Origin of the sequence: Myxococcus sp. AM010, from assembly GCF_013372585.1 — a bacterium.
GTDB lineage: Bacteria > Myxococcota > Myxococcia > Myxococcales > Myxococcaceae > Myxococcus > Myxococcus vastator.
The window spans coordinates 1-20,176 of sequence record NZ_JABXEO010000113.1; the positions used below are offsets into that span (position 1 = coordinate 1).

Annotated in this window: 15 protein-coding genes, 2 tRNA genes and 2 pseudogenes; 12 read left to right on the plus strand and 7 right to left on the minus strand. The window is 70.3% G+C overall.

Going from position 1 to position 20,176, the window contains the following annotated elements; genetic code table 11:
• The 4 genes and pseudogenes from HV826_RS32915 to HV826_RS32930 all read left to right on the plus strand — a co-directional run.
• Positions 1 to 273 (plus strand): annotated as a pseudogene (locus HV826_RS32915) (hypothetical protein); the annotation flags it as partial.
• A complete protein-coding gene (gene miaA, locus HV826_RS32920; RefSeq protein WP_176421000.1) occupies positions 266 to 1,192 on the plus strand; it encodes a tRNA (adenosine(37)-N6)-dimethylallyltransferase MiaA in 927 nt (308 codons plus the stop codon). The pseudogene HV826_RS32915 and the gene miaA, both read left to right, overlap by 8 nt.
• Before the next feature lie 234 nt (positions 1,193 to 1,426).
• The gene (locus HV826_RS32925) at positions 1,427 to 1,987 is read left to right on the plus strand and encodes an HdeD family acid-resistance protein (RefSeq protein ID WP_368671051.1); all 561 of its coding nucleotides are present in this window, start codon (positions 1,427 to 1,429) and stop codon (positions 1,985 to 1,987) included.
• A gap of 116 nt (positions 1,988 to 2,103) precedes the next feature.
• A complete protein-coding gene (locus tag HV826_RS32930) occupies positions 2,104 to 3,030 on the plus strand; it encodes a bestrophin family protein (RefSeq protein ID WP_176421002.1) in 927 nt (308 codons plus the stop codon).
• On the opposite strand, the gene HV826_RS32935 is transcribed toward HV826_RS32930, so the two are convergent.
• From HV826_RS32935 to HV826_RS32945, 3 genes are all read right to left on the minus strand, one after another.
• Positions 3,018 to 4,754, minus strand: a complete 1,737-nt coding sequence (locus tag HV826_RS32935) for a response regulator (RefSeq protein ID WP_176421003.1) — start codon at positions 4,752 to 4,754, stop codon at positions 3,018 to 3,020. The genes HV826_RS32930 and HV826_RS32935 overlap by 13 nt on opposite strands.
• Positions 4,755 to 4,802: 48 nt before the next feature.
• Complete coding sequence (locus HV826_RS32940; RefSeq protein ID WP_176421004.1) at positions 4,803 to 5,759, minus strand: diguanylate cyclase; 957 nt, start codon at positions 5,757 to 5,759, stop codon at positions 4,803 to 4,805.
• Positions 5,760 to 6,158: 399 nt separating this feature from the next.
• On the minus strand, positions 6,159 to 6,902 hold the full coding sequence (locus HV826_RS32945) for a M48 family metallopeptidase (RefSeq protein WP_176421005.1): 744 nt from the start codon (positions 6,900 to 6,902) through the stop codon (positions 6,159 to 6,161).
• Between the two features lie 96 nt (positions 6,903 to 6,998).
• On the opposite strand from HV826_RS32945, the gene HV826_RS32950 reads away from it, so the two are divergent.
• The 5 genes from HV826_RS32950 (at position 6,999) to HV826_RS32970 (ending at position 9,836) form a co-directional block, all read left to right on the plus strand.
• Positions 6,999 to 7,084, plus strand: a tRNA-Leu gene (locus HV826_RS32950).
• 102 nt (positions 7,085 to 7,186) lie between these two features.
• On the plus strand, positions 7,187 to 7,861 hold the full coding sequence (locus HV826_RS32955; RefSeq protein ID WP_176421006.1) for a response regulator: 675 nt from the start codon (positions 7,187 to 7,189) through the stop codon (positions 7,859 to 7,861).
• 101 nt (positions 7,862 to 7,962) lie between these two features.
• The gene (locus tag HV826_RS32960) at positions 7,963 to 9,249 is read left to right on the plus strand and encodes an RsmB/NOP family class I SAM-dependent RNA methyltransferase (protein WP_176421013.1); all 1,287 of its coding nucleotides are present in this window, start codon (positions 7,963 to 7,965) and stop codon (positions 9,247 to 9,249) included.
• Between the two features lie 56 nt (positions 9,250 to 9,305).
• Positions 9,306 to 9,707 carry a hypothetical protein gene (locus tag HV826_RS32965; RefSeq protein ID WP_255208403.1) on the plus strand — a complete coding sequence of 134 codons (402 nt, stop codon included), beginning with the start codon at positions 9,306 to 9,308 and terminating at the stop codon, positions 9,705 to 9,707.
• A gap of 56 nt (positions 9,708 to 9,763) precedes the next feature.
• Positions 9,764 to 9,836: transfer RNA gene (locus HV826_RS32970), tRNA-Ala, on the plus strand.
• Between the two features lie 141 nt (positions 9,837 to 9,977).
• Here the strand turns inward: HV826_RS32970 and HV826_RS32975 are convergent.
• Positions 9,978 to 10,901 carry a class I fructose-bisphosphate aldolase gene (locus tag HV826_RS32975; protein ID WP_176421008.1) on the minus strand — a complete coding sequence of 308 codons (924 nt, stop codon included), beginning with the start codon at positions 10,899 to 10,901 and terminating at the stop codon, positions 9,978 to 9,980.
• Between the two features lie 256 nt (positions 10,902 to 11,157).
• On the opposite strand from HV826_RS32975, the gene HV826_RS32980 reads away from it, so the two are divergent.
• Both HV826_RS32980 and HV826_RS32985 read left to right on the plus strand, forming a co-directional pair.
• On the plus strand, positions 11,158 to 12,906 hold the full coding sequence (locus tag HV826_RS32980; RefSeq protein ID WP_255217535.1) for a TolC family protein: 1,749 nt from the start codon (positions 11,158 to 11,160) through the stop codon (positions 12,904 to 12,906).
• A gap of 52 nt (positions 12,907 to 12,958) precedes the next feature.
• Positions 12,959 to 13,564: a phospholipid-binding protein MlaC gene (locus HV826_RS32985; RefSeq protein ID WP_163785149.1), complete on the plus strand. Its 606-nt coding sequence runs from the start codon at positions 12,959 to 12,961 to the stop codon at positions 13,562 to 13,564.
• A gap of 68 nt (positions 13,565 to 13,632) precedes the next feature.
• Here the strand turns inward: HV826_RS32985 and HV826_RS32990 are convergent, their stop codons facing one another.
• From HV826_RS32990 to HV826_RS33000, 3 genes are read right to left on the minus strand one after another with little or no spacing between them, the layout of a single operon-like run.
• Positions 13,633 to 14,634 (minus strand): NAD(P)-dependent oxidoreductase, encoded by a 1,002-nt coding sequence (locus HV826_RS32990; RefSeq protein WP_176421010.1) that lies wholly within the window; start codon positions 14,632 to 14,634, stop codon positions 13,633 to 13,635.
• Positions 14,635 to 14,661: 27 nt separating this feature from the next.
• Positions 14,662 to 15,843 (minus strand): N-acetyltransferase, encoded by a 1,182-nt coding sequence (locus HV826_RS32995; protein ID WP_176421011.1) that lies wholly within the window; start codon positions 15,841 to 15,843, stop codon positions 14,662 to 14,664.
• Positions 15,844 to 15,850: 7 nt separating this feature from the next.
• Entirely contained in the window at positions 15,851 to 17,389 is a 1,539-nt protein-coding gene (locus tag HV826_RS33000) for an aminotransferase class I/II-fold pyridoxal phosphate-dependent enzyme (RefSeq protein WP_176421012.1), read from the minus strand.
• 374 nt (positions 17,390 to 17,763) lie between these two features.
• Here HV826_RS33000 and HV826_RS38185 point away from each other — a divergent pair.
• Positions 17,764 to 20,176, plus strand: a pseudogene (locus HV826_RS38185) (efflux RND transporter permease subunit); the annotation flags it as partial.

A 20,176-nucleotide genomic window follows, 5' to 3' on the forward strand; every position in this document is an offset into this window, starting at 1 on the left:
CCCTGGAACGTAGGGCAGGCCGCCGAGGCGGCGTTGCGCGCGGTGGGGACGCTGGCATGGGACGGCGTGTCGCGGTGGGAGCCGCGGGCCGCTGGAGACGTCGGACGGATGCTGCTCGTCAACGCCCTGCTGCCCGAGGCGACGCCCGCGGGGCGGGGGGGGCTGCTCGGCGCGGCGGGGCGGTTGCTGTCGGAGGTTTCGCCCGTGCGGTTGGTGTTCGCGCGGGATGCGTCCGCGGCGGCGGTGCTTCAGGGAGCGTTGGCGAATGGGTGAGGGTGGAGCGCGGCGGCCCCTGTTGACGGTGATTGCCGGGCCGACGGCGTCGGGGAAGACGGCGCTGGCGATCGCGCTGGCCCAGCGGGCCGGTGGCGAGATTGTCAGCGCGGACTCGCAGCAGGTGTACCGGCACTTCGACATCGGCACGGCGAAGCCCTCCGCGGAGGAGCTGGCCGCGGTGCCTCATCACCTGGTGTCCGCCGTGGACCCGATGGAGACCTTCTCCGCAGTCGAGTACCAACGGCGCGCGGACGTCGTCATCGCGGAGATCGCCGCACGCGGTCGGCCTGTCTTCGTCGTGGGCGGCACCGGGCTGTACCTGCGCGTGTTGCTTCATGGCGTGCTCGAGGCGCCCGGGGCCTTGCCGGAGCTGAGGGCGGAGCTGGAGGCGCTCGCGGCCGGTGAGGGGCGCGAGGCGGTGCACCGGAAGCTGGCGGAGGTTGACCCGGAGACGGCGGCGAAGCTCCCGCCGCAGGACCTGGTCCGCGTCATCCGGGCGCTGGAGATTCATGCGCGGACGGGTGTGCCCGCCTCGGCGTTCCGGAAGGCCCATGCCTTCGCGCCGGACCGCTATCCCTTCCAGTTGTACGTCCTGTCGCCACCGCGCGACGTGCTGTACGGGCTCATCAACACGCGCACGCGGAGGTTGTTCGAGCGTGGGCTCGTCGAGGAGACCCGCGACCTGCTGGCGCGAGGGTACGCGGATGCGGCGCCCATGCGCAGCGTGGGCTATGTGCAGGCGCGCGCCGTCGTTGAGGAGAGGATGACGCGCGAAGAGGCTATTCACGACACCGCGCAGGAGACGCGCCGCTACGCCAAACGGCAGTTGACGTGGTTCCGGAAGGAGCCCGGTGCTGTCTTCCTGGCGCCCCCATACGAGGCGGCGCTTCCGCTCGGCGGCGGTCGCACACCCTGACGCCCTCGAGGCCGGGGCAGGCGGGGGACAGAGCGGCGTCAGCGAGCGTTGCCGGCCCCATCGCGGGAGCCCATGTTCGGCGGTGGATGTGCCGGGGGCCCTTGTCGCCTGCCAACAGGCGGGCGAGACGCGGGGCGGCTCGGCCTCCGACGTGCACTCGCTTCAGGAGCAGTCACCATGGCCTTCACCGATGAACGCAGACCGGAAGTCGTGACCTCTGACACGAGGCCGAGGGTGAACTCGGCGGCCTGGGGTGGCCCCTTCATCATGGGGATCCTGATGACGTTGCTGGGGATTGTCGCGCTGGGGGCCGCCTTCTTCACCAGCCTGGTGACGGCCATCCTCTTCGGCGCGATGCTGGCTGGAGCAGGCGTCATGGAGGCCATCTCCGCCTTCCGGACGCGCAAGGAGGGCGGCCCGTTCTGGCTGTACCTGCTCAGCGGCATCCTCTCCGTCGTCGTGGGGCTGTTCGTCCTCATCTACCCGGCGGCGGGACTGGGCGCGATGACGCTGCTGCTGGCGGGCTACTTCTTCGCCAGCGGGCTCTTCCACGCCATCACCTCGGTGATGGACCGCTACCCCCGGTGGGGCTGGGACTTCTTCTACGGCGCCGTGTCCATCTTCCTGGGCATCGTCGTGATGCGGCAGTGGCCCATCTCCGCCGTCTGGCTGGTGGGCACGCTGGTGGGAATCGGCATCTTCTTCCGGGGCGTGGCGCTGATGGCGGGCGCCCTCTCCGTGCGGAGGGTGCTCCGCTCGGGCAACCCGACAGCCCCTGCCTCCATCTCCCGCTGACGGGCAGGCGGGCAAGGGCAGCAGCGGCAGTCCAGGGCGGACACATCCCACGTGTCCCCCTGGATTGACGCTTGCCATGCCCCGCGCAGGCGCGGCAGCGTACGCAGCCTGCGACCATGATCGACTACGACCCGCACCGTTGGTGGAGCTATTTTCATTACCTTCGCGGCTCCATGGTCCGCGAAATCGTGGCGCGGGTCCTCGTCTGTGTGTTGTGGGCCGTGGGCGTCACCGCGGTCCATCACCACCTCAAGCCCCTGGACATCCCGGCCACGGTGCACACGCTGGCCGGCATCTCGCTCAGCTTGCTGCTCGTCTTCCGGACCAACGCCTCCTATGACCGCTTCTGGGAAGGCCGGAAGCTGTGGGGCGGCATCGTCAACGAGACGCGCAACCTGGCCCGCGCCTCCGGCGTCTTCATGCGTCGGGACGCCGCGCTCTACGGCGCGCTGCTGCGGTGGATCAGCACCTTCCCCTATGCCGCCGCCGCGTCACTGCGAGGGGAGCGCGACCTGGGCCCCGTCGCCTCCGAGCTGCCGCGTGACGAAGCGGACGCGGTGCTGGGCAGCCAGCACGTCCCGCTCGCGGTGTCGCAGAAGCTGTCCGCCGTGCTCGATGAGGGCCGGCAGCGGGGCTACTACGCCGAATATGTCCAGATGCAGCTCGACCAGAACGTCCAGCTGCTCATCGACTACCTCGGCGGCTGTGAGCGCATCCACAAGACGCCCATTCCGTTCGCCTACATGATGCACCTGCGGCGGGCGCTGCTCGTCTACTGCTACACGCTGCCGTTCGCGCTGGTGGACTCGTTCGGCTGGATGACGGTGCCGGCCACGTTCATCGTCGCCTACGTCTTCTTCGGCATTGAAGAGATTGGCGTGGAGATTGAGGACCCGTTCGGCCACGACGACAACGACCTGCCGCTGGAGCGGATCTGCGAGACGATCCGCGGCAACCTCAAGGCGCTGATGCCCGGGAGCGCCGAGGCCATCCACGCCCCGGTCTCCGCGGTGGCCATCCCCGGTGGCGGTCAGGACGCGTAGCGGTCCGCGGCCCGCTCGCGCGCGTCGTCCGAGGCGTGCGGCGCGGGCTCCAGTCCGGGCATCATGGGGGGCCGGCCGGTGAGGATGCGCAGCAGCCGGTCCGGGTCCACGGGCTTGGGCAGGAAGGTCTCCGCCCCCGCGTCCAGGGCTCGCTGCCGGACATGGGGCCGGTTGAGGCCACTCATCACCAGCACGCGGGTGTTTCGGGTGAGGGGATGCTGCTTCAGGCCCTCGGCCAGCCGCAGGCCGTCCACCCAGTGCAGCACCACGTCCAGGAGGATGGCCGTGGGCGGCCGCCGGGCCACCGCGCAGAAGAGGGCGAGCTCGTCGGCGAAGGACACCACCTTCGCCCCGGTGCTCTCCAGCAGCGCCGTGAGCGCCTCGCGCGCGTCCGGGTCGTCATCCACGACGTAGTAGAGGTCCGGCTCCAGCTCCGGCACCACCGAGGGCACCGGCTCCACCGTGGTGCGCAGCCAGGAGCCCACCAGCTCCTTGAGGCCCGCCCAGCGCGCGGCGCCCAGGAGCGCGATGGGCGTGGGGCCGCTCAGGCCCAGCACCCCGCCGCCGAAGGTGCCGCCCAGCGTCCGCCGCCCCTTCGCCTTGACGAAGGCCTCCGGCGCCCGAGGCCCCGCGCGGCGCAGCCAGGGGAGGGTGCGGGCCCCCGCGGCGGCGTCCTCCAGCAGCTCTCCCAGGCCCTCGCGCACGTAGCGGCGCTCCAGCGTGCCCGCGTCCAGCCCGCCGTCGAGCAGCGCCACCGCCGCGCGGCTGCATGAAGCCAGCGTCTCCGACAGCCCCACCTGGAGCGGGTGGCCGAAGGCCGCGGGCCCCACGGCAAGCTGTCCCGGCGCCACCAGCGTCCGGCCGGGTCCATAGGGCAGGCGGGTGGTCTCCAGGGCCGCCAGTTCGAAGCCTTCCTCCACCAGGCCGTCGCGCGCGGCCATCATCAGCACCTGGCAGAGGTCCGCGGGCGTCACCGCCGGCCCGAAGGCCAGCGCGTACACCGAGCTGGCGCCGGGCAGCAGGAACAGCCCATCCACCGTCGGCAGGGGCGAAATCCACAGCCGGGCCACCGGGGCCAGCTCCCGCCGAGGCGAAGCATGGCGCAGGCGGGCCTGCACCGCCGGGAGGGTGGGGGCAGGGCGGAAGCCCTTGAAGAACGCGTCACCCATCCGCGGCCCGGCGCCCGACGCCAGCGCCACCGCGTGGAAGCGTTCGCCACTGCCCTGGGCGCGCACCACCAGCGCGCCCGCGCCGCGCACGGAGGCGGGCGCGTCTGGCGCGGGGGCCTGCCGCTCCACGCGCTCGACATGGCGGGGAAGGAAGCGGGCGCCCTGGGCGCTGGCCGCGGTGGCGAGCACGTCCCGCACCTGCTCCAGGCCGCCCAGGCCCTGGGGCCAGCCGTCCACCACCCAGAGGCCACCGGGCGTGGAGGACAGCAGATCGCGCCGGCCCTCGGCGATGATTTCAATGCCGCGCAGCTCATGGGCGCGCCATTCGGAGGGAATGCGGCAGCCCAGCGCGGCCAGGCGTGAGCGGCATTCCGGTGTCAGCACCGCCGGCGGGGCGGTGCGCTCCTGCGCTCCTCCGGAGTACACGCGCACGTCCAGCGCCAGCCCGCGGGCCCTCCCGTTGAAGAGGAGTGAGGCGGCAAGCCCCGCTCCGGCAATGCCGCCTCCCACCACCGCCACCCTCGAACCCGTCGCCAGTTTGTTCCCCAGCATCATCCGCGCCCTCGCTGCTGCCCCGCCGTTGCCTGCCTCACCGCGCCCCGTTCAGTGCCGCTGCGCTGGAGGAGCGTTCGCGGGCCTGCCGAACACGACGACCCGGTCCCGCCCCTCGCGCTTTGCCTCGTAGAGGGCCGCGTCCGCCGCCTTCATCAGCGACTCGGTGTCCTCGCGGGGCCCTTCGAAGGTATGGTCGGCGATGCCCACACTGACACTCAGTCCGAAGGGGGCAGGGCGGCCGTCGTTCTTCTGGACGCCGACGGCGCGCAGCCCGGTGCGGATGCGCTCGGCGAAGACGGCTGCTTCCTGCGCCGTCTGGTGCGGCAGCAGCGCGACGAACTCGTCTCCACCGAAGCGGGCCGCGAAGTCCGACTCGCGCAGCTCGTGCTTCAACTGGGTGGCCAGCGCGAGGATCGCCCGGTTGCCCACGTCATGGCCCATGCCGTCGTTGATGGCCTTGAGGTGGTCCAGGTCGATGATGACGACGCTCAGCGGGTACTGATAGCGCTGTGCCCGGCGGAACTCTTCTTCCATCCGGAGGGTCAGCGCCCGGAAGTTGGCCAGCCCCGTGAGGCCGTCCGTCTGCGCGAGGATCTGCAGCCGGCGCTGCTGCTCGCTCTGGCGCAGCGCCCGGTCGATACGGGCCAGCAGCTCCCGCGCGCTGGCCGGCTTGTGGATGAAGTCCACGGCGCCCATCTCCAGGCAGCGCTCCAGCGTGGCCTCGTCCGCGTCGCCCGTCAGGAAGATGACGGGCACCGCCTCCGTGCGCGGCTCGCGCTGGAGCAGCTCCAGCACCGCGAGCCCGTCTCCGCTGGGAAGGAACCTGTCCAGGAGGATGAGGTCCGGGCGGTGCTCCCGCGCCAGCTCCAGCCCCGCATCCGAGTCCGGAGCGGCGAGCACATCGAAGCGGACGGCGAGCAGGTCCACGAGGCTCTCGCGGACCTGAGCGTCGTCTTCGATGACGAGCAGAAGGGACCGCTCGGAGGTCCGGCCGCGCCGTTCCATGCACCACTCCGCTTCACTCGGCTGCTGCGAAATGGCAGGCCGAAAGTCTCGGGTGCCACGCCCTTCCGTGTGCTCCCAACGCCCTTGCGCCCCACGCGCATCCGCCGCCGCCCGGTCCTGCAAGCACACCCCAACGCCCACAACCTTCACCCGAGACCTCCGGCTGCCAAGCCTGTCAGGCTCCGCGAGACGGGGCCTCTCCCCGCCATCCGTGAGCACGGTGCGGGAGCAAGCACCATGCCCCGCGGTGGGGGAGGGCAGTCAGAGTGTTTCCGGGCGGTTGCGCACCCTCTGCGTCGCCCTGTTGTACAGGGTCGGAAGACGTTGCAGCGCGCCGAGGGACAAGCCGGTAGATATTCCCGTGCGCGGGCAGACGCTCGAGGGCCGCGCGACGAGTCGCTAGCGTCGGGTGTTGAACTGCATGCGGCGGCCGCCCATGGGGGGCATGACCGGCGGCGGCGCCTCGAGCCCGAACTGCCACCACATGGGCTCGTACGGCTTCATCTTCAGGCGCTTGTCGTTCTGGAGCTGGGCGAGGCTGCCCTTGAGCTTCTCGTCCTTGGGGTTCTCCTCCACGCCCCGGGCGAGCACGCGCAGCGCGCCGTCCTTGTCCTTGTTCTGGATCAGGCACCAGGCATAGGCCGCCCAGACAATGGACTCCTTCTTGCCGCTCTTCGTCGCGGACTCGAACGCCTTCTTCATGGCGTCGAAGTCCTTGCGCTGGAAGTACAGGGCGCCTTCCATGGCCTTGGCCATGTAGTTGCGGCCGCTGCCCTTGGCGAAGGCGGCCTTGGCGCCGTCGTGGTCCTTCACCATGTACTTCAGCATGCCGATCTGGGAGTGAAGCTCCGGACCGACCAGGAACTGCCACTTGTCGTAGACGAGCCCCTGCTCCAGCGTCTTCACCGCCCGGTCCACCCGCGACTGGGCGTCCTTCTGGCTGCTGGGCTGGGACTGAAGGTCCTTCTGGACCACCGTCATCAGCGCCTGGACGCGGCTGGCCACCCGGCGAGCGAGCACGATGTAGGTGCCAACGAGGGCCAGGACTCCGGGGACGAGCCCCGCCCAGATGGAGAAGCCGGCGACCTTCACCAGGAGCGCGACGGCGATTCCCACACCGAGGGAAATGAGAAGGTTGTACATGGGGGGCCCCTCTTAGCGATGTGCGTGGAGCACCGCAATCTTCGGATGCACTTGGTATCAAGTCGCGGTATACGTCTGCTCGTCGCGACAGCAGGGGGCCCTCTGTCGAAATTGGTAGACGAGGCGGACTCAAAATCCGCTGCGGCTGACCCCGCGTCCCGGTTCGAGTCCGGGGAGGGCCATCATCCGAAGGGCAGGACCGGCGCGCTGCTCTTGCGCTGGACGCGCCCGGTCCTGATAAAGGACAGGCTCCAGCAGGTAGGGGCGGCGGAGGTCCCCCGTCAATGAGGGTGTTGCTGGTCGAGGATGACGCGAGCCTGCGGGAAGGCATGGGCGAGCTCATCTCCGAGCTCGCGGAGGTCCATGCGGTCGGCACCGGGGAGGAAGCGGTCGCGGCCCTCCAGGCCGAGCGCTTCGTCCTGGTCATCAGTGATTTGCGCATCGCGGGGGGCGAGCTGGGCGGCCGGACGGTCGTCGAGGCGGCCCGGAGGCGCCAGCAGGCGGTGGCCATTGTCAGCGCCGCGACGCCGGACGAGGTGATCCAGACCGTCCAGCCCCAGGTGGCGGACGCCATCCTCCTCAAGCCGTTCCAGATTGACGACATCTACGCCCTGGTGGAGCGCTTCATCGCGCTGCGTCAGGACGTGGAGCGGCTGGCCACGCAGGGCCAGCGGCCTCCCGCGAGCGACTGGTCGCCGCAGGGCGCCCACGTCCAGCTCGCGCGGGAAGACGCGCTGAAGGCGGTGTGGGTGTCGGTGACGGCCGGAGGTGACTTCACCGGGGCGTTCCACCCGACACCGGGGGGCGTGGGGATTCAGGTGGTCGAAGGCGTACTTGAAGTGGATGGCGTGTCGCATGCGGCGCCCGGGTATTTCTTCCTGGGGGCCGGGCAGACGCCTCGGATGCGCAGCCCGGCGGGCTGTCTGGTGGTGGGCGTGGGACTGAAAGGGCAGGGCTGAGGCACGTGGATTCCGTCTGGCCGGCAACGCCCGTGGACCCGGAGCGCCTGGGTCGTCCGTCTCGTCGTGGTGCGACGGCGGCGCTCGAGGCCCATATCGCGGTGCTTCGCGGTGAGCCCTTGAAGGCCGCGCTCGCCAACGCCTTGCGAGAGGCCAATGGCCTGGGCGGCCAGGAGCGGCGCTTCACCGCCATGGCCGTGCGGGAGCTGTCCCGGCACCAGCGCCTGCTGGACCTGGCGGCCCGGTTGCTGGGCCACACCATGGGAAAGGTGGGGCTGACGGAGGACCAGGCGCTGGTGCGCTATGCGCTCTGGCGCCGCATCTTCTGTGGCGAGGGCTGGACGCGCATTGGTCCCGAGGTCCGGCTGCCGGGGCCCGTGCGTCCGCGCACCATCAAGGACGACCTGCTCCAGCGCGTGGTGGAGCAGCCGCTGCCGGAGGCGCCGCTGCCGGAGTCCCAGACGGAGCGGCTGGCCCTGCGCTACTCGTTCCCCAACTGGCTGGTGCAGCGCCTGGCCCAGGTGTACCCGGAGGACGTCTTGGAGGGGCTGCTGGCGTCGCTCGATGAAGAGCCGTCGCTGCACTTCCGCGCGCGGCCCCCGGGGACCCGGGACGCGGTGCTGGCGGCGCTGAAGGAGGAGGGCGTCAACGCCGAGCCGGTGGCCGCGGCGCCGGACGCGGTGCGGGTGATGGACTCCAGCCACCGCGTCTTCGAGACGCGGATGATGAAGTCCGGCCGGCTCCAGGTGCAGGACGTGGGCAGCCAGCTCATCTCCGAGCTGTGCCGTCCCCAGGAGGGCTCGCTGGAGGGCTTCACCGTGGCGGACGTGTGCGCCGGCGCGGGCGGCAAGACGCTGGCGTTGGCGGACTTCGTCGGACCCCGGGGCAAGGTGCTGGCCGGGGACCGCTCGCGGCGACGGCTGGCCGAGGCGCGCGAGCGCGTGCGCCACTTCTCCCTCCGGCAGGTCGCCTTTCCGCATCCGCTCCCGCTGTCCGACGCGGACGTCCTGCTGATTGATGCGCCGTGCAGCGGCACGGGCTCCCTGGCGCGCGAGCCGGATCAGAAGTGGAAGCTCACCGCTCAGGAAATCTCCAAGTACCAGTCCACGCAGTCGGAGCTGCTGGAAGAGGTGTCACGCCAGGCGAAGCCGGGTGCACTCATCGTCTATGCGACCTGCTCGGTGATGCCCGAGGAGGACGAGGCGGTGGTGGAGGCCTTCCTCGCGAAGCATCCGGAGTTCACGCTGGAGCCAGTCGAGGACGTCCTGGGCGCGGAGCGGGCGGCGCTCGCCGCGCAGGGCCCCTATCTGAAGGCGCTGCCTCCCAAGGTCCCCGGGGGAGGCTTCTTCGCGGCCCGGCTGCGGAGGACAGGGACGGGGCCGGGTTGACAGGCTCCGAGAGCGCACGCTACGCAATCGTTGATTTCTCAAGGAGTGTGACTGACTTGGCGGCCGACTCGAAGCAGTCCGAGGTGGTGAAGCAGATCAACGACGCCTTCCAGGCGGCGCAGGCCCGGCTGGCCGAGCTGCGCGAGGCCGTGGAGCGCAACACGGACCTGGCCCGGGCGAACGCTCGCACCACCGTGTTGAAGGATCACAAGGAGAAGGCGCTCAAGGAGCTGGGCGAAGCCGTCTGGCGTCAGGTCCAGAAGGGCCGGCTGGAGCTGCCCGCGGGGTTCGGCGCCGCGCTCAAGGCGGTGGAGGCGGCGGAGCAGGCGGTCGAAGCCCACGCTCGCGAGCTCACCGATCTCCTCCGGGAAGGGGACGAAGTGGCGGAGCGGTTGAAAGAGCAAAAAAACGCACCCAGGCCTCAAAGAGTTCTGGTGCCTGGAGCGAAGAAGCGGTAGAAGGCACCCACTTCGCCGGTCGGGCCGCTCCCCAAAGCGGCTCAGCAGCAAAAGACGGGGCTATAGCTCAGCTGGGAGAGCGCTTGAATGGCATTCAAGAGGTCATCGGTTCGATCCCGATTAGCTCCACTCTGAAATGAAGAGGCCCGCCAGGGAGACCTGGCGGGCCTTTTTGTTTTCCGCGTCGCGCGGCGCTCCGTGGCGCACGAAAAAGGCCCGCCAGCGGGGCGCTGACGGGCCTTCGGGCTCCGGCGGCTACCGCCGAGCCGCCTACGCCTTGCCGGCGAAGATGGCCATCACGTCCTTGAGGAGCTTGATGGACTCCGCGTGCGGACGCTGGAAGGCGTTGCGGCCCATGATGGAGCCGAAGCCGCCGCCGGCGTTGATCTGCTTGATCTCCTCCAGCAGGGCGTCGGTGCCCTTGGCCTCGCCGCCGGAGAAGATGACGATGCGCTTGCCGTTGAAGGCGGAGCGGACGACCTCGCGGACACGGTCCGCCATCGTCTTGGTGGCGATGCCGGCCTTCTCGAAGGCCTTCTTCGCCTCGGCCTGCTCGAGGTGATCCTGCGGCGGCTTCACCTTGATGACGTGCGCGCCGAGCTGGGCGCTGATCTGCGCCGCGTACGCCACCACGTCGATTCCCGTCTCACCCTCCTTGGACAGGCTGCCGCGGGGGTAGGCCCAGAGGACGGTGGGCAGGCCGTAGGACTTGGCCTCGGCGATGATGTCGCGGAGGTCCTCGTACTGCTCGTTGCGCGCCCCGGAGCCCGGGTAGATGGTGTAGCCGACGGCGGTGCAACCCAGGCGGACGGCGTCCTTCACGGAGCTCGTCACCGCGGACATGGGGTGGGGCACCTTGGCCAGGCTGTCGGAGTTGTTGACCTTGAGGATGAGGGGAATCTCACCCGCGTACTTGCCGGCCACCGCCTCCAGGAAGCCCAGCGGCGCCGCGTAGGCGTTGCAGCCCGACTCGATGGCCAGCTGGATGTGGTAGTCCGGATCGTAGCCGGCGGGGTTCGGCCCGAACGAGCGAGCCGGGCCGTGCTCGAAGCCTTGATCGACAGGGAGGATGACGAGCTTGCCCGTGCCGGCCAGCGTGCCGGTGTTCAGCAGCCGGGCCAGGTTGGTCAGCGTGCCGGGGTTGTCGGACGGGTACCACGACAGGATCTGCTTGACGCGATCGGTATGAGGCATGTGTGGGGATCCTCTGTCTCGGGAACAGGGCGCAATCTGCTGCATGCGTCACGTCCTACCAACTCCTTTTCACGCGCGAGTGTCACGGGTTCCACGACAGGGCGCAGCCCCCATCACCGGACGGGGCGCCCATGGGACGAACAACACCGGTGACGGCTCGATGCCGAACGGACATGCTGCGCCGCCGTGGGGTTCTCGGATATGGGGGACCACACAAGGCGGGCTGATGCGCAGACACCTGGATCATGGCGTGACAATGGCGCTGGTGCTCGCGGCGGGAGTTGCCGGAGCGCAGCTCACCCCCGGGTCGGTCGGGACGGGGAGCAGCCCTTCACCGGGCAGCACCGGAAGCACGCCGGCGCCTTCCACGCCCGCGCCCGGAGCGACGCCCGCGCCCGGAGCGATGCCCGCGCCGGCGACACCCGACCTGGGGACGCCGGGGTCCGACGTGCCCACGACGGTGCCGGGGACCGGGGCGCCGGGAGGGACGCGGCCCACGCCGCGCGTGGGCACCGGGGGGCGGGAGCTGCCACCGAGCCCGCCGGGCATTGCCCCCAGCTCGATTGAGGAGACGCCGGGTTCCTCTCAGCGGGGGCAGGCCATTTCACCCGCGCCGGCCCTGGCGCCTTCCGCCGAGGCGGAGCAGGTGAAGGACGGCGTGACGGAGGCGCCGGACTCGGAGGAGACGCCGGCGCGGCGGGCGCCGCTCACGCTGGCGCAGCTGGTGGCGCGGGCTCGTGAATCCGACTCCCGGGTAGAGGAGGCGACGGCGGAGCTGCGCAAGTTCCAGGCGCTCTACCAGCAGGCGCGCTGGGCCTGGTTCCCCAAGTTCGAAATCACCGTGGGCGCGGGTGGCCCCACGCCCGAGGCTCGCAACGACGGCCTGGGCGGACCGCCCACCACGGAGGCCACCTTTAAAGGCGACCTGAACTTCGGCCGCGTCGGCGTGACGATGTTCTCCACCGGCAACGCGGTGCTGCCGCTCTATACCTTCGGCAAGCTGACGGCGCTGGAGAAGGCGGGCGCGCAGGGGCCGGTGTTGGGGGCCGCGCTCCGCGAGCGCATGCGCAACGAGGTCGGCTTCCAGGCGGCGCAGGCGTACTTCGGCTACCAGCTGGCGCGCAGCGGGCTTCAGCAGATTGAAGAGGTGGCGAAGCGGCTGGAGGACGCCGGCCAGCGCATCGACAGGCTGCTCAAGGAGGACTCCGCCCAGGTGTCCGCGGTGGACTCGTACAAGGTCCGGTTCTTCCGTCAGCTCGTCGAGGCGCGCAAGGCGGAGGCCCTGCAGGGGCGGCAGCTCGCGCTCGCCGCCATCGGCCTGCTGGCCAACGCGGGGCCCGACGACGTCGTGATGGTGGTGGAAGAAGACCTGGAGCTCGAAGAGGACGTGCCGGTGCCCAGCCTGGAGCAGGCCCTGGTGCGCGCGGAGCAGTACCGTCCGGAGTTCACGGCTGTCGCCGCGGGCATCGCCGCGCGCGAGCAGGAGGTCTTCATCCGTGAGCGCAGCTACTACCCGGACCTGGGCCTGGCCGGCTTCTACGACGTGCGCTTCACCACCAGCGCCACGCGGCAGCGCACGCCCTTCGCCTTTGATCCGTTCAACGACCGCACCGCGGGCCTGGGCCTGGTGATGCGGGGGACGTTCGATATTCCCATCAAGGATGCCCAGCTCGAGCAGGCCCGCGCGGAGCTGGACAAGCTGCGCGCGCAGGAGAAGCAGATTCGCGCGGGCATCCGCCTGGAGGTCGCCAAGGTGCACGGCGAACTGGTGGCCGCCTGGAGCCGCGCCCGGGCCTTTGGCGAAGCGGAACGAAATGCCCGCCGGTGGGTAACGGCTGCCTTCACCGCGTTCGACCTGGGGACCGGTGACACCCGTGACCTGGTGGACGCATTCACGGCCTATGCCCAGGCTTCAGGTGACAAAGGCAAGAGCTGGCACGACGTTCGGGTAGGAATGGCCGCCCTTGCGCGGGTAACCGGGGCGCCGCTGGCCCCGAGTGAATAACCATGCGCTCACCACTGTCTTCCCTGTCGTCCTTTCACTCGGAGCCCATTGAATGATTGCTTCCCTGCTTGCCGCCACCTTGCTCGCCGCCGCGCCCGGCCCGCTGACGGTCGTCAAATCCGGGAACGCGGACGTGCAGAAGGCCGCCAACGCGTCCGGCGCCACCGCGCAGTCGCTCGCCAGCGTGGTGGAGAAGTTCGTCGACTTCGAGGAGCTGGCGAAGCGCGCGCTGGGTGACAAGGCCTGGGCTGGCCTCAAGCCCGCCCAGCGCAAGGAGTTCACCGACACGATGACGGGCCTGCTGCGCGCGTCCTATGCCCAGAAGGCCCTGGGGCAGGCGCAAGCGCAGGTGAAGTACGGCGAGGAAGGCATCGACGGAAACGAGGCCTCCGTGGGCACCACGGTGACGGTGAAGAAGGACGCCGTCCCCGTCGAGTACCGCCTGTACCGCACGTCCGCCAGCGGGGCCTGGCGCATCTACGACGTCATCACCGACGAAGTGTCCCTGGTGGACACGTACAAGGGGCAGTTCCGCAAGCTGCTCGCCGACAAGGGCTTCGACGGCCTGCTGTCCACGCTGAAGAGCAAGCGGGCGCAGCTGGAGAAGGAGAACGCGGCGTCGGCGGAGAAGAGCGCGGGGCAGACGGCGGTCCCCTGACGCCCAGCGCGGTCCGCGTCAGCTGTCCCGGCCGAGGTGCCCTCGAGGGTGCCTCGGCCTTCGTTTTTTCAGCGACCGCCCGCCTCGCGGTATGCTGCCAGGGTGCCGGCCAGGCCCTGGGCCAGGGGGATGGTGGGCAGGAAGCCCAGCTCCCGGCTCGCGCGCTCGGTGGAGCACGTCCACGCGGGGCACCGCATCTCCCGCACCTTGTCCCGGTTGAGGATGGGCACCGTGCCGCGCAGGCGGGCCACGGCCTCCGAGCCCAGCCCCACCATGTAGCTGACCGTCTGCGGCACGGACAGTACCGCGGGCCGGCCCTTGCCGAGCGCCCCGGCCATGGCCGCGCAGACGTCCTCCCAGGAGTGCTCCACGCCGTCGGACACGGTGTACACGCCACGCGCCGCGTCCTCCTTCGACACCGTGGCGCCGCGCTCCCCGGCCGCGAGCAGGGCGGTGCACAAATCGTCCACGTGGATGAGCGAGTAGCGCTTGGGGCCGAAGCCGCTCTTGAGCGCCAGCCCCAGCTTCGCCATGGGCAGCAGCGACGGGAGGAACTCCACGTCACCGGGCCCGTAGACGATGGGCGGCCGGACGATGACGGACGGAACGCGGTCCGCGAGCTCCCGCACCGCCTCCTCTCCGCCCAGCTTGCTGCGGCCGTAGAGGGACACGGGCGCGGGGGGATCCTCCTCGCGGCGCGGGCGCTCTGGCGTGGACGGACCGGCGGCGGCCAGCGACGAGCAGTACACCAGCCGGGGCGGGTGAGGCAGGGCGGCCATGGCCTCCACCAGCCGGCGGGTGCCCTTCGCGTTGCCCTCCAGGTAGCCCTCGGGCTCGCGGGACTTGGTGACGCCGGCCAGGTGCAGCACGCAGTCCACGTCGCGCACGGCCTCGGCCAGGCCCGCGCCCGTCGTCAGGTCCGCCACCACGAAGCGGGCGCCCAGTCCCTCCAGGGGCCCGCGCCGCGAGCTGGCGCGCACCATGAGGGTGAGCGTGTCGCCGCGCTCCACCATGCGGCGCGCGAGCCGCTGGCCAATGAACCCGGTGCCGCCAGTGAGCAGGAAGCGCAAGGAAGACTCCTCGGGGGCGGGCCGCGATCAGAGCGCGCGCGTGTAGACGCGGTACGTCTTGGAGCGCTGCGCGCCCATGGACTCGATGGCGCGGTTGACCAGGTGGTTGTCCTCGAGCGTCCAGGAGATCTCCCCGCCCACGTAGCCCAGCCGCTTCGCCGTGCGCAGGGTGTCCAGGTACAGGATGGCGTCCAGGCCGCGGCGCCGGTAGCCCTCCTTGATGCCGAGGATGATGAGGCGCAGCCGGTTGATGCGGCGCGAGGCCAGCGCCAGCTTCACCAGGCCGATGGGCAGGCCGAACGTGGTGAGCCGCCCGTTGGCCGCGCGGATGGCCTGGTTGGCATCCGGCACCGTGAGGGAGAAGGCCACCGGCTCGCCCTGGATCTCCGCCACGAGCGCCAGCTCCGGCCGGACGACCGTCTTGAGCTCCTTGGCCAGGTGGTCGAACTCCGCGTCGGTGAAGGGCACGAAGCCCCAGTTCTTCTCCCACGCCGAGTTGTAGATGTCGCGGATGCGCTTCACCTCGGCGTCCAGGTCCTTCATGTTGACCGGACGCACGACGACGCCGTCGCGCACGCGAAGCTTCTCCGCGATGCGCACCACCTTCTCTGGCGGCTGCGCGGAGGACGACAGCTCGTAGGCGTACAGGTCCTTGGCCTTCGTCAGGCCGCAGGCCTCCAGCAGCGCCGCGTAGTAGGGCGGGTTGTGCGGCATCATCACCGCGGGCGGCGTGTCGAAGCCGTCGATGAGCAGGCCCCAGTCCTGGTTGGAGGACAGGTTGGCCGGCCCCAGCATGGCGTTCATGCCCCGCTGGCGCAGCCAGGACGCGGCGGCCTCCAGCAGGCTCCGGGTGATGCCCGCGTCATTCACGCACTCGAAGAGGCCGAAGAAGCCCTCCTTCGTGCCGTGAAGCTCCATGTGCCGCGGGTTGCGGATGGCGGCGATGCGGCCCACCACGTCCGGGCCGCGCCGGGCGAGGAACAGCTCCAGCTCGCCGTACTCGAAGAAGGGGTTCTTCTTCGGGTCCAGGAAGTCCCTGCGCTCCATCTCCAGCGGAGCAACCCAGTGCGGGTCGCTCTGGTAGAGGGCGTAGGGGAGGCGGATGAACTGCATCCGCTCCGCCTCGCCGCGGACTGGGGTCACCTGCACGTCCGAGGGCATGGGCGGAGACGCGCGGGTGGGTTGGGACGGCTCGGCGTGGAGGGCCATGGGCGGTTCAGTTCCGGTCGGAGTGGGCGCCGTTGCGCATGAAGAAGTGAGCGCCCTTCTCCAGCAGCAGGCCCGGCAGCTCGCCGCGCTTCTCCCACAGCTTCAGCGGCGCGTTGCCCAGCTTGCGCAGGTCCTCCGGCTGGAGGTTGGCCGCGCGCCAGGTGAGCTGCTCCACCGCGTCGAACAGGCGCCCGGCCACCTCGCGCGAGGACATGCGCGACAGCTGGTCCAGGGTGATGCCGCCCGTGTCGGCCAGCAGGCCGTTCGAGCCCGCGGCCCAGGTCTCGCTCGCGCGGTTGGCCAGGATGCGGGTACCCGGGCGGGCAATCTGCACCGGCTCGTAGACGGTGGGGCGCGTCTCCGGAATCACGCCCAGCTTCCGGCCAATGCTCTCGAAGGTGTCCAGCACGCGGTCCAGCTGCGCGTCCGTGTGCGTGGCCATGTAGGAGGTGCGGATGAGCGCGTGGCCCGGCTCCACCGCCGGCGGAATCACCGGGTTGGCGAAGACGCCGGCCTCGTGCAGCGCGCGCCAGAAGCGGAAGCACTTCACCTGGTCGCCGATGTGCACCGGCACCACCGGCGTCACCGACACGCCCGTGTCGAAGCCCATGGCGCGGAAGCCGTTGTGCATCTTCTCCGCGATGTCCAGCAGGCGGGCGCGGCGCTCCGGCTCCGCTTCGATGATCTCCAGCGCCTTGAGCGCCGCGGCGATGGAGCCCGGCGTCATGGACGCGGAGAAGATGACCGAGCGCGCCTTGTGGCGGATGTAGTTGATGACCTCGAAGGGACCGGCCAGCACGCCGCCCAGCGACGCGAAGCTCTTGGAGAAGGTCCCCATGACGAGGTCCGTCTCCTTCTCCAGATCGAAGTATTCGGACGTGCCCCGGCCCCGCGTGCCCAGCACGCCCATGGCGTGCGCGTCATCCGTCATCACCCGCGCGTTGTAGTGCTTCGCCAGCTCCACGATGCGGGGCAGGTTGCAGAGGTCGCCCTCCATGGAGAAGACGCCGTCGGTGACGATGATCTTGCCAACCTCGGGGTCCGCCTGGGACAGCAACTGCTCCAGGTGGTCCATGTCGTTGTGGCGGAACTTGCGCTCGGTGGCGAAGGACAGGCGGATGCCGTCCACCAGCGAGGCGTGGTTCTGCCGGTCACTGAACACGATGTCGTGCCGGCCCAGGATGGACGCCAACGCCAGGTTCGTCTGGAAGCCCGTGGAGATGACGATGGCGGACTCGCGGTTGAGGAACCTCGCCAGTCGCGCCTCCAGCTCCTCATGCAGCGCGAGCGTGCCGTTGAGCAGCCGCGAGCCGGAGCTGGTGGTACCGAACTTCTCCGTCGCCTTGATGGCCGCTTCCTTCACGCGCGGATCGGCGGACAGGCCCAGGTAGTTGTTGGACCCGACCATTATGACGCGCTTGCCTTCGATCTCCACCTCGGTGGCGCCGTGCGACGCTTCGATGGCGCGGAAGTACGGATAGAGACCCGTCGCCTTCGCGATACGGTAGTCCTTCCAGTTACGGCACTTGTCGAAGACGTCGCTCATGGGGCTCTCCAGTCGCGACTCCCCCGATGCAGGGAGCAATCCGCGTCGGGGATTTCTGCGTCCGGCGGCCTCTGACGGGGGACGCGGGGGCGTGAATAAAGAGGGAGCGCGGCAGTGTCAAGGCAAGCGCCGCGCCCTCCATCCCTCTGTCGTCACCCGCATCCGGGCTCGCCTTGACAGCACTGAGACTTTGATGGCACCCCGCCGTCCGACACACGGTGTTCTCCAGTCGATACTGGAGCGCGGGGTGTGCATCGGGCTGCACACCTGCTGTCCGTGTGGCGCGCCTGGAGGCCTTCCGTTTCACCCGCTGTTCAAGAGCGCCGCTGACTGGCCGGGAATTTGCTCCGTCGCCGGTCCCCGAGGAGTCGACGTTGGCCAGGTCTCAACGGTGGTTCGAAGGCTTCATCCAGGCCGCGGTTTCGCGGCCCTGGCAGGTGTTGCTCGTGTTCTCACTGCTCGCGCTGGGCGGGGTGGCCGTGGCGTCGCGGTTGGAGTTCCGCGGGTCGTTCGTGGAGCTGCTCCCGCGGGGCTCCCCGGAAGTGCGGGATCTGACACGCGTGTCAGAGAAGGCAGGCGGGGACGGCTACCTGGTCCTCGTTGCAAAGGGAGACACTCCGGAGCGGCTGGAGGCATACGCGGCCGAATTGCAGACGCAATTGGAAGTGATGCCCGAGGTCCGCTACGTCGAGCATCGCTATGACGTGGACTTCTTTCGTCGAAATGCGCTGCTGTTATTGCCCATCGAGAAGCTCGCCGCGCTACGCCAGGACCTGACGGCGCGCCTGCGCTACGAGCGGCAGCGCGCCAACCCGTTCTTCTTCGACCTGGGGGGCACGCCGGAGCCGCTGGACTTCGACGCCCTCGCGAAGAAGTACGCGCCGGACGCGCCCATGCGCGAGACGCTGGCCAGCGCGGACGGCACTGAAGTCTATTTGATGATCAAGCCGTCCGGGACGGCGGGAGACCTGGCCTTCGCGCGGCGCTTCGTGGACCAGGTCATGGGCACCGGGCGCACGCTCGCGGCGCGGCGCTATCCGGGCGTGACGCTGCAGGCCACGGGCAACTTCCAGGGGCGCATCGAAGAGGACGCGGTGATGCGCGGCGACCTGTCGCGCGCGGGCACGCTGTCCGCGCTCGTCGCGGTGGGCCTCATCCTGCTCGCCACGCGGCGCGTCGCGGCGCTGGCCGTGGTCGGCATCCCCGTCATGGTGGGCGTGGTGTTGACGTTCGCGGCGGCGCAGCTCGCCATTGGCCACCTCAACATCGTGACGGGCTTCCTCGTCGCCATCTTGATTGGCCTGGGCATCGAGTATGGCGTCCACCTGTACATGCGGTACTGGGAGGAGCGGCGCACGCGGCCGGCGCGCGAGGCCATCGCCGCGGCGGTGCGCGGCACCTTCCGCGGCGCGGTGACGTCCGCGGTGACGAACGCGGCGGCGTTCTTCGTGCTGCTGCTGGCCCAGTTCCAGGCCTTCAACCAGTTCGGCCTGCTGGCCGGCCTGGGCGTGCTGCTGGCCGTGCTCGCGACGTATGCGATGGGGCCGTCGCTGCTGGCCATCGCGGAGCGCCTGCGTCCGGCCCGCGCGGACGCGGCGGCGGAGGCCACCGCGCCCCAGGTGGCCCCGCCGGAGCGGGCGTGGCGGCGCTGGCCCACGGGCGTCATCGCCGGGCTGGCGCTGTCGGTGGTGGGCTTCGCCGCGTTCTCCGTCTCCGTGGCGCCCCAGCTGGGCTTCGAGACGGACATGCGCAAGCTCAAGGGCGAGTCCCCGGCGTCGCGCCTGGATGACCGCGTCACCGAACAGCTGGGCCAGCCCCTCAACCCGGCCATCTTCCTGGTGGACGACGTGGCGCAGGCGGCGCAGGTGGAGGCCGTCATCGCGGAGGTGAAGCAGCGCAACGGCGCGGACTCCGCCATCCTCGGCTCCGCGTCCCTCAACGACCTGCTGCCTTCCGATGGAGAGCGCCGGGAGGTGGAGCTGGCGGCCCTGCGCGAGGCCTTCCAAGAACTGGAGGACCTGCCCGCGGCGCTTCGCGAGGACGCGCGGCTGCGGGAGTTCCAGCGGATGCTGGCGGCGAAGCCCTACGGCCTGGAGGCGGTGCCGGTGGAGGTGCGCCGGCGCTTCGAGGCCACGGACGGGAAGGGCACCTTCCTGCTCCTGTTCCCGTCCGTCTCCAACTCCGACACCGAGGAGCTGCGGCGCTGGGCCACGCAAATCGACCAGGTGGTGGAGGGCGCGAAGGCGCGCGGCATCGACCTGGCCGTGCTGGACAGCAACCGCATCGCCGCGCGCATCTTCGCGCTGGTGAGCGCGGACGGGCCGCTCATCCTGGGGTCCGCCGCCGCGGTGGTGTTCGTCGTCATCCTGGTGAGCCTGCGCGGCTTCAAGCGCGCGTTGCTCGTCACCGGGCCGCTGTTCCTGGGCATGACGTGCCTGGCGGGGGCATGTACCTCTTCGACGTCCAGCTCAACTTCATCAACGCGGTGGTGCTGCCCAACCTGCTGGCCATCGCCGTGGACAACTCGGTGCATCTGTTCCACCGGTACGAGGAGGAGGGGCCCGGCTCGCTCGGCAAGGTGGTGCGCCATACGGGGCTGGCGGCCGTGGTGGCCACGCTGTCCAACGCGGCCGGGTATGGCGCGCTGCTGGTCGCCAACCACCAGGGGCTGCGGAGTATCGGTCAGATTGCGCTACTGGGGGTCATGTGCACCTTCTTGGGGACCACGGTCTTCTTCCCTGCGCTGCTCGCCTTGCTGGAGCGGTGGACGGGGCGCGAGAATGGGGT